This window comes from Rhodospira trueperi (genome assembly GCF_900101965.1).
GTDB classification, from domain to species: Bacteria; Pseudomonadota; Alphaproteobacteria; order Rhodospirillales; family Rhodospirillaceae; genus Rhodospira; species Rhodospira trueperi.
In genome coordinates this window covers 45,507-57,603 of the sequence record NZ_FNAP01000013.1, presented here as the reverse complement: position 1 = coordinate 57,603, position 12,097 = coordinate 45,507, and the positions used below count along the sequence as shown (strand labels likewise).

Annotated in this window: 14 protein-coding genes; 8 read left to right on the top strand and 6 right to left on the bottom strand. The window is 66.7% G+C overall.

Annotated features, from left to right (window positions below; genetic code table 11):
• The first annotated feature begins 35 nt into the window (after window positions 1–35).
• The 7 genes from BLS85_RS18810 to BLS85_RS19310 all read left to right on the top strand — a co-directional run bounded on the left by BLS85_RS18810 (window position 36) and on the right by BLS85_RS19310 (window position 5,709).
• A complete protein-coding gene (locus tag BLS85_RS18810; RefSeq protein ID WP_143027215.1) occupies window positions 36–422 on the top strand; it encodes a helix-turn-helix domain-containing protein in 387 nt (128 codons plus the stop codon).
• Window positions 423–564: 142 nt separating this feature from the next.
• A complete protein-coding gene (purC, locus tag BLS85_RS14970) occupies window positions 565–1,335 on the top strand; it encodes a phosphoribosylaminoimidazolesuccinocarboxamide synthase (RefSeq protein ID WP_092787602.1) in 771 nt (256 codons plus the stop codon).
• Between the two features lie 152 nt (window positions 1,336–1,487).
• The gene (gene purS, locus BLS85_RS14965; RefSeq protein WP_092787544.1) at window positions 1,488–1,730 is read left to right on the top strand and encodes a phosphoribosylformylglycinamidine synthase subunit PurS; all 243 of its coding nucleotides are present in this window, start codon (window positions 1,488–1,490) and stop codon (window positions 1,728–1,730) included.
• Window positions 1,727–2,419 (top strand): phosphoribosylformylglycinamidine synthase subunit PurQ, encoded by a 693-nt coding sequence (gene purQ / locus BLS85_RS14960; protein WP_092787543.1) that lies wholly within the window; start codon window positions 1,727–1,729, stop codon window positions 2,417–2,419. The genes purS and purQ overlap by 4 nt, the downstream gene beginning before the upstream one ends.
• Window positions 2,416–4,611 (top strand): phosphoribosylformylglycinamidine synthase subunit PurL, encoded by a 2,196-nt coding sequence (gene purL, locus BLS85_RS14955; protein ID WP_092787542.1) that lies wholly within the window; start codon window positions 2,416–2,418, stop codon window positions 4,609–4,611. Before purQ ends, purL begins: the two co-directional genes overlap by 4 nt.
• Before the next feature lie 89 nt (window positions 4,612–4,700).
• Window positions 4,701–5,507, top strand: a complete 807-nt coding sequence (locus BLS85_RS14950; RefSeq protein ID WP_176793779.1) for a DUF2806 domain-containing protein — start codon at window positions 4,701–4,703, stop codon at window positions 5,505–5,507.
• The gene (locus BLS85_RS19310; protein WP_143027214.1) at window positions 5,482–5,709 is read left to right on the top strand and encodes a hypothetical protein; all 228 of its coding nucleotides are present in this window, start codon (window positions 5,482–5,484) and stop codon (window positions 5,707–5,709) included. The genes BLS85_RS14950 and BLS85_RS19310 overlap by 26 nt, the downstream gene beginning before the upstream one ends.
• A 269-nt stretch (window positions 5,710–5,978) precedes the next feature.
• On the opposite strand, the gene BLS85_RS14945 is transcribed toward BLS85_RS19310, so the two are convergent.
• From BLS85_RS14945 to BLS85_RS14935, 3 genes are read right to left on the bottom strand one after another with little or no spacing between them, the layout of a single operon-like run.
• Complete coding sequence (locus BLS85_RS14945) at window positions 5,979–6,662, bottom strand: YkgJ family cysteine cluster protein (protein ID WP_092787540.1); 684 nt, start codon at window positions 6,660–6,662, stop codon at window positions 5,979–5,981.
• Window positions 6,619–7,224 carry a methyltransferase domain-containing protein gene (locus tag BLS85_RS14940; RefSeq protein WP_092787539.1) on the bottom strand — a complete coding sequence of 202 codons (606 nt, stop codon included), beginning with the start codon at window positions 7,222–7,224 and terminating at the stop codon, window positions 6,619–6,621. The genes BLS85_RS14945 and BLS85_RS14940 overlap by 44 nt, the downstream gene beginning before the upstream one ends.
• 6 nt (window positions 7,225–7,230) lie before the next feature.
• Window positions 7,231–8,016, bottom strand: a complete 786-nt coding sequence (locus tag BLS85_RS14935; RefSeq protein WP_092787538.1) for an enoyl-CoA hydratase/isomerase family protein — start codon at window positions 8,014–8,016, stop codon at window positions 7,231–7,233.
• 141 nt (window positions 8,017–8,157) lie between these two features.
• On the opposite strand from BLS85_RS14935, the gene BLS85_RS14930 reads away from it, so the two are divergent.
• Entirely contained in the window at window positions 8,158–8,853 is a 696-nt protein-coding gene (locus tag BLS85_RS14930) for an orotate phosphoribosyltransferase (protein WP_092787537.1), read from the top strand.
• Window positions 8,854–8,890: 37 nt separating this feature from the next.
• Here the strand turns inward: BLS85_RS14930 and accD are convergent, their stop codons facing one another.
• Genes accD through trpB form a run of 3 tightly spaced genes read right to left on the bottom strand, consistent with a single transcriptional unit; the run spans window position 8,891 to window position 12,039 of the window.
• A complete protein-coding gene (gene accD / locus BLS85_RS14925) occupies window positions 8,891–9,967 on the bottom strand; it encodes an acetyl-CoA carboxylase, carboxyltransferase subunit beta (RefSeq protein WP_092787536.1) in 1,077 nt (358 codons plus the stop codon).
• Between the two features lie 33 nt (window positions 9,968–10,000).
• The gene (gene trpA / locus BLS85_RS14920; protein WP_092787535.1) at window positions 10,001–10,813 is read right to left on the bottom strand and encodes a tryptophan synthase subunit alpha; all 813 of its coding nucleotides are present in this window, start codon (window positions 10,811–10,813) and stop codon (window positions 10,001–10,003) included.
• Complete coding sequence (trpB, locus tag BLS85_RS14915; RefSeq protein ID WP_092787534.1) at window positions 10,813–12,039, bottom strand: tryptophan synthase subunit beta; 1,227 nt, start codon at window positions 12,037–12,039, stop codon at window positions 10,813–10,815. Before trpB ends, trpA begins: the two co-directional genes overlap by 1 nt.
• Window positions 12,040–12,097: the final 58 nt, after the last annotated feature.

The window sequence follows — 12,097 nt, the reverse complement described above, 5'->3', positions numbered from 1 at the left end:
TGGCTGATGGCAGCCATGCTGCGCGAGAGAGGACCGTGACACCCAAGGACTTCAAGCACTGGCGCAAGGGCGTCATGCGCATGTCGCAAAAAGAGGCGGCGGAGGCCCTGGGCCTGAAGCGCCGCGTCGTCCAGTATTACGAAAAGGGCGAGCGTGACGGCGACGTCATCGACATTCCGAAGGCGGTGCGGCTGGCCTGTTTCGCGCTGGCGCAGGGTGTGACGGACTATCACGGCCCGGCCATCGGCGCCGAGGGTGTGCCGCCCGAACCGGACGCGGGAACCACGCCGGCGCCGGACGAGGTGGCCGGATCCAAGGCCCGGAAAAAAAAGAAGGCCGCGCCCCCCGCGCCGGCAAAAGGCGCGGACGATGTCCCGCCGAAGGAGCCGGACACCGCGGAACCCCAGGCGGCCGCGAGCTGAAGCGGGTGTCCGGCGGATCGCCCTCAAATATCCGCCTTTCAACGAAGACCGCCCCGCGCTATGGTGCGGCTGTCGCGCCCGTCGCCGTCCGGTGGCGGGCGCTTGCTCCTGTTTTCCGCCCCCAACCCGCAAGACGATGCTGATGGCCCGACGCAGACAAATCTATGAAGGCAAGGCCAAGGTCCTGTTCGAGGGTCCCGAACCGGGCACCCTGGTGCAGTACTTCAAGGACGACGCCACCGCCTTCAACAATCAGAAGAAGGGCACCATCACCGGCAAGGGGGTGCTGAACAACCGCATCAGCGAGTTCCTGATGCAGCGTCTGGGCGACATCGGCGTGCCGACGCACTTCATCCGCCGCCTGAACATGCGCGAGCAGTTGGTGCGCGAGGTGGAGATCATCCCCATCGAGGTCGTGGTGCGCAACATCGCCGCCGGCTCGCTGTCCAAGCGCTTCGGCATCCAGGAGGGCACGGTGCTGCCGCGCTCCATCGTCGAGTACTACTACAAGAGCGACGATCTGAACGACCCGATGGTCACCGAGGAGCACATCACCGCCTTCGGCTGGGCCACCATCCAGGACCTGGACGAAATGATGAGCCTGTCGCTGCGGGTCAACGACTACCTGTCGGGCCTGTTCCTGGGCATCGGGCTGAAGCTGGTGGACTTCAAGCTGGAGTTCGGTCGCGTCTATGACGACCAGACCGACGAGATGCACCTGGTGCTGGCCGACGAGATCAGCCCCGACAACTGCCGACTGTGGGACGTCAAGACCAACGAACGCCTGGACAAGGACCGCTTCCGCCGCGACATGGGCGGCGTCGAGCAGGCCTATCAGGAGGTCGCCCGCCGACTCGGCATCCTGCCCGAGGGCGGCCCCCGCGACATGCAGGGTCCGGCGGTGTTGCAGTAGAGCAAATCCCGAGCGATCCGGAACGGATCGCGACGACGATTTGCTCAGATATTAAATCATGAAGGCGCCTTGCGTGATTCAGAACGCACGCCAAGCGCTCTGGAATCCCGCGTCGGCGCCGCCACCATTGTAATGACCGGAGGACCCAGCCCGTGAAGGCCCGCGTTCATGTCACCCTGAAGCCCGGCGTGCTCGACCCACAGGGCAAGGCCATCGCCAATGCGCTCCACTCGCTGGGGTTCGACGGCGTGAAGGAGGCCCGTCAGGGCAAGGTGATCGACCTCGACCTGGACGACACCGACGCCGAGGCCGCGCGCGCCCGCGTGGACGACATGTGCCGCCAACTGCTGGCCAACACCGTGATCGAGACCTACCGGATCGAGGTGGACCCGTGAAGTCCGCCGTCATCGTCTTTCCCGGCTCCAACTGCGACCGCGACGTGGCGGTCAGCCTGGAGCAGACCACCGGCCGCCCGCCTGTCATGCACTGGCACGCTGACCCCGCCCTGCCCGAGGACCTGGACCTGGTCGTCGTCCCCGGCGGGTTCTCCTACGGTGACTACCTGCGCTGCGGCGCCATGGCCGCCCACGCCGCCGCCATGACGGGAGTGCGCAAGGCCGCCGAACGCGGCGTCGCCGTGCTGGGCATCTGCAACGGCTTCCAGGTGTTGTGCGAGACTGGCCTGTTGCCCGGCGCCCTGATGCGCAACCGCGACCTGCGGTTCCTCTGCAAGGACGTCCACCTGCGGGTCGAAACCACGGACACCCTCTTCACCGGCCACTACGCGCCCGGGCAGGTCATCCGCATCCCCATCGCACATCACGACGGCAACTATGTCGCCGATCTGGCCACCCAGTGCGCGCTGGAGGACGAGGACCGCGTCGTCTTCCGCTACTGCGACCCGGCCGGTAAGGTGACGGAGGACGCCAACCCCAACGGCTCGCTGGACAACATCGCCGGCATCCTGTCGGAGGAGCGCACCGTGCTGGGCCTGATGCCCCACCCGGAACGGCTGGCCGACCCACGCCTGGGCGGCACCGACGGCCGGCCCCTGTTCGCCTCGCTGCTGGAGGCGCTGTCGTGACCACGATCACCCCCAACATTATCGCCGAGCACGGCCTGACCGCCGAGGAATACCAGCGCGTCCTGGACATCTTGGGCCGGGCGCCGAACCTCACCGAGTTGGGCATCTTCTCGGTCATGTGGTCGGAGCACTGCTCCTACAAATCCTCCAAGAAGTGGCTGAAGACGCTGCCCACGTCCGCGCCCTGGGTGATCCAGGGGCCGGGCGAGAACGCTGGCGTCATCGACATCGGCGACGACCTGACCGCCGTCTTCAAGATGGAAAGCCACAACCACCCCAGCTTCATCGAGCCCTATCAGGGCGCGGCGACCGGGGTCGGCGGCATCCTGCGCGACGTCTTCACCATGGGCGCCCGCCCTGTGGCCAACCTGAACGCGCTGCGCTTCGGCGCGCCGGACCACCCGAAGACGCGCCACCTGATCAGCGGCGTGGTGGCCGGCATCGGCGGCTACGGCAACTGTGTCGGTGTGCCGACCGTAGGCGGCGAGGTGAACTTCCACCCCGACTACAACGGCAACATCCTGGTCAACGCCATGACGGTCGGCATCGCGCCCGCCGACCGCATCTTCTATTCCAAGGCCAGCGGCGTCGGGAATCCGGTGGTCTACGTCGGCTCCAAGACCGGGCGTGACGGCATCCACGGCGCCACCATGGCGTCCGCGGAGTTCAACGCCGATTCGGAGGAGAAGCGCCCCACGGTCCAGGTCGGCGACCCGTTCACGGAAAAACTCCTCATCGAGGCCTGCCTGGAACTGATGGCCACCGACGTCATCGTCGCCATCCAGGACATGGGCGCGGCCGGTTTGACCTCGTCGTCGTTCGAGATGGCCTCCAAGGGCGGCCTGGGCGTGGAACTGACGCTCGACCGCGTGCCCATGCGCGAAGAGGGCATGACGCCCTATGAGTTGATGCTCTCGGAAAGCCAGGAGCGCATGTTGATGGTCCTGGAACCGGGCAAGGAGCCGGTGGCCGAGGCCATCTTCCGCAAGTGGGGCCTGGATTTCGCCGTCATCGGGCACCTGACCGACACCGGGCGCATGGTGCTCACCTGGAACGGCGAGACGGTGGCCGACCTGCCCATCGACCCGCTGGCCGAGGCCGCGCCCGAATACGACCGTCCGTGGGAGCCGACCCCGCCCGCGCCCGTGGTGGACGCCGCCGACGTGCCCGAGGTGCCGTGGACCGAAGCCCTGCCGGCCCTGATGGGCTCGCCCGACCTCGCCAGCCGCCGCTGGATCTGGGAGCAGTACGACCACATGGTCATGGGCGACACGGTGCAGCGCCCGGGCGGCGACGCGGCGGTGGTGCGGATTCATGGCTCCGAGCGCGGGCTGGCCATGACCACCGACTGCACGCCGCGCTATGTCCGCGCCGACCCCGTGATGGGCGGGCGGCAGGCGGTGGCCGAAGCGTGGCGGAACCTCACCGCCGCCGGTGCGCGGCCGTTGGCCGTCACCGACAACATGAACTTCGGCAACCCGGAAAAGCCGCTGATCATGGGCCAGTTCGTCGGCGCCTGCCAGGGGCTGGCCGAGGCCTGCCGGGCGCTCGACTTCCCGGTCGTGTCGGGCAACGTCAGCCTCTACAACGAGACCGAGGGCCGCGCCATTCCGCCCACGCCGACCATCGGTGGGGTGGGCGTGATCGACGACCTGGACCGCATGGCCACGGTGACCTTCAAAGCGCCGGGCGAGGCCATCGTGGTGATCGGCGAGCGGCCGGACACACGCGAGAGCGGCTGGCTGGGCCAGAGCCTGTACCTGCGCGAGCTGTGCGGCCGGGAAGAGGGCGCGCCGCCGCCGGTGGACCTGGAGCACGAACGCCACGTCGGCGACGTGGTGCGCGGGCTGATCCAGGCGGGGCGCGTGAGCGCGTGCCACGATGTCTCCGACGGCGGCCTGCTGGTCGCGGTGGCCGAAATGGCGCTGGCGGGGGACATGGGCGCGGCCCTGACGCTCGCCGCGCCGTCGGCGGCGGCCTTGTTCGGCGAGGACCAGGGGCGGTATGTGGTCACCGTGCCGGCCGAGGGGGTAACGGGGCTGCTGGCCGAGCTGGGCACGCTGGCGCGGCATATCGGCGACACGGGCGGCACCGGCCCGGACGCCGCGATCACCCTGGGCGGGGCGGAGGTGGCGCTGTCCGACCTGCGCGCGGCCCATGAAGGCTGGTTGCCAGGGGTGATGGGGGCGTAGCCTGAGCGAAGAAACCCGTTTTCGGGACGCTAGTTTTCGCGCTACTGTGAATGGATGCGCTGTCAATAATTGCGAGAGTGAGCCCGTTCATGGAGCCTTCGGACGACGAAGCTACCAACCTGCCGGAATCATTGACCGATGCTCTGGATGGGCTGGATGGCATTCCGGCGCCGATTAAGCGTTCGATTTTCAAGGCATTGAGTAGCCTGATTACCGGCTGTGCCGATGTCCCAGCCGCTTGGCTGGAGGATAAGGCAGCCAGAATTCGATCTCGCACGAGGAATCATGAGCTCATCATGGCTGCTGCAGGTCGCGGCGCGGCTAACAAGGCGACGTCGGACCCTGAAATAGTTGACCGTGCCTTGGAGTATCATGCAAATCATCTTGTCGCGAGCCAAATAAATAGAGAAGCGGTCGCCTATCATGCCTGCGAAGCCATGCGGCTTGGCTTTGAAGGAGGTCAGAAGAATGAAAAAAGTGCCGCAGTTAGTCATGCAGAGGAGCTGGATGAAGATTGGCTTACCCAATTTAATCAGGTTGCCTCTATTAAGTCAAATGAAGATATTCAATTAATTTTAGGAAGAATTCTCGCGGGAGAAGTTTCGCGCCCCGGTACTTTTTCACCGCTTACCATACAGGCGCTTTCAGTCTTGGATCAGAAGACAGCGTCATTATTTGATTATATTTGCAATTGTGCGCTGGTAAATTCTCAGGGAGAAGTGATGGTCATATACTCAAGCCTCGGCTCCGACAGATGTAAATCTATAAAAGATGATCTTATTTTGCGCCTTCAAACACATGGATTAGTTGGACAAACTGGCATATATATTGTAAACCCGGAGCAGTATTCTGAAAAAAAAGAAGTTCAATATGGGGAGGAATGTCGTTTTTATTGAACAGAATCCCGATTACGAAAAGAATAATTTGGCAATTATGCCAAAATTATTTTATTTTTCCTTTGTTGGAGCCGAGCTATTTAAAGTAGTTAGCAAAGAACTGGATCGAGATTATGCGTTGATGCTCCGCGACGGTTTGGCCACTTATGGCCTGACCTTGTCGTTTCCTGACGTCACGCCACCTCTGGATTCGGCCGAATAATGCTGTTTAGGTGTTTTTTCTCAGCCAAAACATCATCGTTCTCAAGGTGCCACTGCCTGTTTCGCCACCATAGCGGGCACATGTGGCTTCGCTGCGTAACGTCGAGCCCGTATGGGCGGCTTCACGCCGCGGGCGCAAGCCGCGTTCGGCGGCGTCCCCAGCGGCGGATTGGCCCCGCCGCGTTCCCCTTCGGGAAACGGGCGGGGCCGAATCCGCCCTACCCATTGTCTCCGATCGCGTTGGTCGCCCCCCCGCCCATGCCTCGCCCGTCACACATCCCGTGGCATGCGGAGGCCCGCGAATACATCCTCCCCGGACAGCCACCGCGCCGTCGCGTCCGGCGTGGCCAGCGCCCGGACCAGCGCGCCGCGCAGGTCCAGACGTTCGGATCGATAGCCGGCCGCCTCCACACCCTTCAGCACGCCCGCCTGCATGGCGTCATAAATGGCGTACCGGGGATAGTAGACGGGCACCTCCGCCTCCGGGTTGACGGTCAGTTTGGCCTCGCAGGCCCTTACATCCAGCGATGTGTACCCCCGGCACTTCAGGGGGCGCGACGCGTAGGCTGAGCACATCCCGGCCCCGTCCAGCACCGCGCACGGGACACGCACAACGTCGACATCGGGCGCCGCCGCCGCCTCGGCGCGGGCCAGCATGTCGGCGTGCTCGGGCCGTTCTCGCACCGCGTCCGCCGTCACCAGCACCTCGGGCGCGGTCACCAGGATCCAGCGCGAATGACAGCACATCGTGCATCCGGCCTTGCAGGCAATGGGGCGAGACGGAGGCGCAACCGCTTCGTTGCGGCGGGTCACGTCCTCGGCGATGGTCCAGACCTCGCCAAGCAACGTCGACAGCACGGCCACGGAGGGCCGACCGGACAGCGCCCCGGCCGTCGCCCCGGCGACACCCTCAACAATCTCGCGTGTGAGCGAATCGCGGTCCCGTTGCATCATCGGAGATCCCGTCGCTATCCTCGCCAATACGGTAGACGAGAATCTCGGTTCGGTACAGATCCCCAACGAAACGCCGCGCAACGGGCCGCCCGTCCCCCAGGCCGAAGGTATTGGACACGATCCAGGTTCCGGGTCTTGCCTCGGTTGCCGCGCGCTCGGCCAGACGGCTCATGGCGTCGCGATTCAGATAGCAGACGATCAGGCCGGCCCCCGACAAGTCCACCCTGTGCAGGTCGGCCCGCTGGATCTCCAGATTGCCGACCCGCCCGGCCAACGCCCGCAGGCGCGCCACCGCCCAGGGAACGGGCGAAAGCTCCACACCCAGCACGCGGCGATCCGGATACCGCGCCGCCAGCGCCAGCGCCAGCCCGCCCCAGCCGCACCCCAGTTCCAGAATCTCGCCGTCGATGGCCGACTCAGTCGGCACCGCCTCAAGCAGGACGCGCCGCGCGCGGGGCGACGACGGCCACGGCGGCGCACCCAGCCGCAAGGTGTAGACAACGACCACAGCCACGGCGATCAGCCCCGCCGTCAGCAGGGCCGTCTCGCCGAACCCCGCCACGGTCCGCTATTTCGCCTTGAAGGCCGGCTTGCGCTTGTCCTTGAAGGCGGACACGCCTTCCACGTAGTCGCCCGTGGACAGGAAGTCATAGCACTCGTCGAGTTCACTGTCGGTGACCGGATGCGGCGTGACCAGACGGCGCACGAACCGTTTGTGCCAGCGCGCCGCCAGGGGCGCGCCCAGGCCGATCCGCTCGACCACCCCGGAGAGGGTCTTGTCGAGCGCGTCCGGTTCCACCGCGTAGTTGATCAGGCCGGCGTGATAGGCCCAGTCGGCGTCATGGATCTTGCCCTCCAGCAGGATCTCGGCCGTGCGCGCGGCCCCGATGAGCCGCTGAATGGCCTCGATCTCCGGGTAGGCCATGACCACGGAAATACGCGAAATGGGCACGCCGAATTTCGACCGCGTGGAGGCAACCCGCAGATCCGCCATGCAGGCCAGTTCCAGCCCGCCGCCGACACACGCGCCGTCAATGCGCGCCACCACGGGGGCGGGGCACTCGCGCACCGACCGCAGCGCGCGACGCATGGTCACATCATACTCCTTGGCCTGTTGGGCGGTGGCGCGCACGGTGTCGAACTCGCCGATGTCGGCCCCGGCGGCGAAGGCCTTGCCGGCCCCCTGTAGCACCACGCAGCGCAGGCTCTCGTCCTCTGAGAGGTCCTCGAACGCCTCCGCCAGCCCCCGCCACATGGGCAGGTCGAGCGCGTTCAGCTTGTCCGGCTTGTTCAGGGTCACGGTGGCCACAAGGCCGGATTCATCACGGCTGGTGAGGATGGCGTCGGGCTGCATGCGGCTCTCCCTGGGATCACGTGAGTCGGCGCCGGGCCTGGAACGGTGCCGGACGATTGCGGGGTCCCCTTATAGCCGCTACAGAAGGCCGGAACGAAGGAGAAATCCCGCCCGTCCGTCCCCTGTCCGGAGACCCCGCCGATGACCCACAATCCCGCCGCCGCCGACTCGCATGATCCCGATGCCGGCCGCTTGGTCGCCCGCATCCTGCTGGAGACCCGCGCCGTCAACTTCCGGCCGGAGGAGCCGTACACGCTCACGGCCGGCTGGGCCAGCCCGGTCTATATCGACTGTCGGCGGCTGATCTCGTTTCCGCGCGCGCGGCGGCGGCTGATCGGTCTGGCCCAGGACACGCTGGAGCGGGGCGCGGGCCTGGAGGCCTTCGACGCCGTGGCCGGCGGCGAGACGGCGGGGATTCCCTACGCCGCGTGGCTGGCCGACGCGCTCGCCCTGCCCATGCTGTACGTGCGCAAGAAGCCCAAGGGCTTCGGCCGCATGGCACAGATCGAGGGCACGTTCGAAGAAGGCGCGCGAGTGCTGCTGGTGGAGGACCTGGCCACCGACGGCGGTTCCAAGCTGGTGTTCTGTGACGCCCTGCGCGCCGCCGGGGCAGACGTGCGGCACGCCTTCGTCGTGTTCTTCTACGGGGTGTTTCCGGGCGCCCTGGACGACCTGGAGGCCGCCGGCATCAAGCTGCACTTCCTGGCCACGTGGTGGGACGTGCTGCAGGAGGCCGAGGCACAGGAGGCCTTCGCGCCCGAGGCCATCGCGGGCGTGCGCGCCTTCCTGCAGGATCCCATCGGATGGTCGGCCGCCCGGGGCGGACGCGAGGCTTAGGCCCGCGTCCCCGACGCGGGGAAGCGCAGGGACGCGATCACGACTCCGGGGCGCGGTCGGCCGCCGTGGACGCAGCGACGCTGTCGTCCTCGCTCTTGCGCACGCCCTTGCGTTTGGGCGGCTCGGCGAGGGGCGGCAGCTCCTCGACGTCGGGATGCGGATCATCGGACTCGTCCACCGGCCCGGTGGGTTCGGTCTCGCGGTGCCCCTCGACATGGGACGCATCCGCGACCACCGGCAGGTTGGTCTGCTCATAAGGCATGGTCGGGACCGTCAGCAGCCGGATGACCCGCGCCAGCGTCCCCTTGAGGGCATCGCGCGGCACCACCATGTCCACCATGCCGTGTTCCAGCAGGTATTCCGAGCGCTGGAAGCCCTTGGGCAGTTTCTCATGAATGGTCTGTTCGATGACCCGGGCACCGGCGAAGCCGATGATCGCCCCCGGCTCCGCCATGGCGATGTCGCCCAGCATGGCCAGCGAGGCGGTCACCCCGCCGGTTGTGGGATCGGTCAGCACGACGATGTAGGGCAGGCCGGCGTCCTTGACCATGTCGACGGCCACGGTCACCCGGGCCATCTGCATCAACGACAGGATGCCCTCCTGCATTCGGGCACCGCCCGACGACGGAATGGCCACCAGGGGCGCGCGATGCTTCACGGCCAGTTCGGCGGCGACCACGAAGCCCTCGCCGACGGCCATGCCCATCGACCCCCCCATGAAGTCGAAGTCGAAGGCGGCCAGCACCGTCGTCTGCCCCTCGATCGGCCCCTTGGCGACGATCAGCGCATCCGTCTCGCCGTTTTTCGCCTGGGCGTCCTTCAGGCGGCTTGAATAGCTTTTGACGTCGCGGAACTTCAGGGGGTCCGCTGGCACCTTGGGCAGCGGCTCGCGGTCATAGACGCCGTCGTCGAACAGCATCGCCAGCCGGTGCTTGACCGGCAGACGCATGTGATGGCCGCACTGCAGGCAGACCCGGCGGGCTTTGTCGAGTTCCTTGTGGAAGATCATGTGCCCGCAGGCGGGGCACTTGTGCCACAGGTTGTCGGGCACCTCGCGCGGACTGCCGACGAGGTTACGGAACTTGGGGCGGACGTATTCGGACAGCCAGTTCATGCGAACTCCCGAGAACGCGGGTCAGGGCGCGGATCAGCGGCGCGCGGCGCGGACACCCTCGGCCAGGGCGGCGACGAAGCCCAAGGGGTCGTCGCCCTTGGCGATACGGTCCACCAGGGCCGAGCCGACCACGACGGCATCCGCCGCGCGGGCGGTGGCGGCGGCCTGCTCCGGGGTACGAATGCCGAAGCCGACGGCAATGGGCAGGTCCGTTTGACGGCGCAGACGCTCCACGGCCTCGGCCACCTGGGCCTCGTCGGCCGAGCGGGTGCCGGTGATGCCGGTGATGGAGACGTAATAGAGGAATCCGCCGGCATGAGCCAGCACCGCCGGCAGGCGCGCCGCGTCGGTCGTGGGCGCGGTCAGCATGATCAGATGCAGGCCGTGGGCGTTGAAGGGGCCGGTCAACTCCGGCGCCTCCTCCGGCGGTAGATCGACGATGATGGCCCCGTCCGCCCCAGCGGCAGCGGCATCGGCGGCAAAGCGCTCGACGCCGTGGCTGTGGATGGGGTTGTAGTAGCCCATCAGCACGACCGGCGTTTCGGTGTCTTTCTCGCGGAACCGGGACAGCATCTCCAGCGTGCCCTTCAGCGTCTGGCCCTGCTTCAGGGCGCGCTGCGCGGCGACCTGGATGGTCGGTCCGTCCGCCATGGGATCCGAGAACGGCATGCCCAGTTCGATGATGTCGGCGCCGGCCGTCGGCAGGCCGTCCAGAATGGCCTGGGCGCTTGCGGGGTCGGGGTCGCCGGCCATCATGTAGGTCACCAGACCGGCGCGGCCCTGCTCGCGCAGGGCGGCGAAGCGGGCCTGGATGCGACAGCTTTCGGGGGTTGTCTCCCTGGGCATCACAGCACCTCCCCCATGTCGGTCCCCAGCGCCTTGGCGACGGTGGCGACATCCTTGTCGCCGCGTCCGGACATGTTGACCACCATGATGTGGTCTTTGGGCAGGGTGGGTGCCATCTTGATGGCCTGGGCCACGGCGTGCGCGCTTTCCAAGGCCGGAATGATGCCCTCCAGTCGGGTGACGGTCTGGAACGCCTCCAGCGCCTCGGCGTCGGTGATGGGCACGTACTCCACCCGACCGGTGTCCTTCAGCCAGCAGTGTTCGGGACCCACACCCGGGTAGTCCAGGCCGGCGGAGATGGAATGCGCCTCGGTGACCTGGCCGTCGTCGGTCTGCAACAGATACATCCGGTTGCCGTGCAGCACGCCCGGACGCCCGCCGGTCATGGAGGCGGCATGGCGGCCTGTCTCGACGCCGTCGCCGGCGGCCTCGACGCCGACGATGCGCACGTCCGGTTCGTCCAGGAAGGGGTGGAACAGGCCCATGGCGTTGGAGCCGCCGCCGATACAGGCCACCAGGCTGTCGGGCAGGCGGCCCTCTTGCTCCAGGATCTGTTCGCGCGTTTCCTCGCCAATGACGCACTGGAAGTCGCGCACCATGGAGGGATAGGGGTGCGGGCCAGCGACGGTACCGATCAGGTAGTAGGTGTCGTCCACGTTGGCGACCCAGTCGCGCAGGGCGTCGTTCATGGCGTCCTTCAGAGTCGCCGAGCCGCTGGTGACCGGCTTGACCTCGGCGCCCAGGAGTTTCATGCGGAACACGTTCGGCGCCTGCCGTTCAATGTCCACCTGACCCATGTAGATCACGCACTTCAGACCGAACAGCGCGCACACCGTGGCCGTGGCGACGCCGTGCTGCCCGGCCCCGGTCTCGGCGATGATGCGGCTTTTGCCCATGCGCCGGGCCAACAGGATCTGCCCCATGCAGGAGTTCACCTTGTGGGCGCCGGTGTGGTTCAGATCCTCGCGCTTGAAATAGATCTTCGCCCCGCCCAGATGCTCGGTCATGCGCCGCGCGAAATAGAGCGGGCTCGGCCGGCCGACATAGTGCTTCAGGTAGCCGTTCAGTTCGGTCCTGAAGGCCGGGTCGGTCGTCACGGCCTCATAGGCCCGCTCGACCTCCAGGATCAGGGGCATCAGGGTCTCGGCCACGTAGCGCCCGCCGAAGATGCCGAAATGGCCGCATTCGTCCGCGCCCGCGCGGTATGTGTTCAGTGCCTTGGTCATGAGTCGCCCATGTCGTTTCGCGCCGGGGTTATAGCGCGGGCGACGGGGCCGGGCCTAG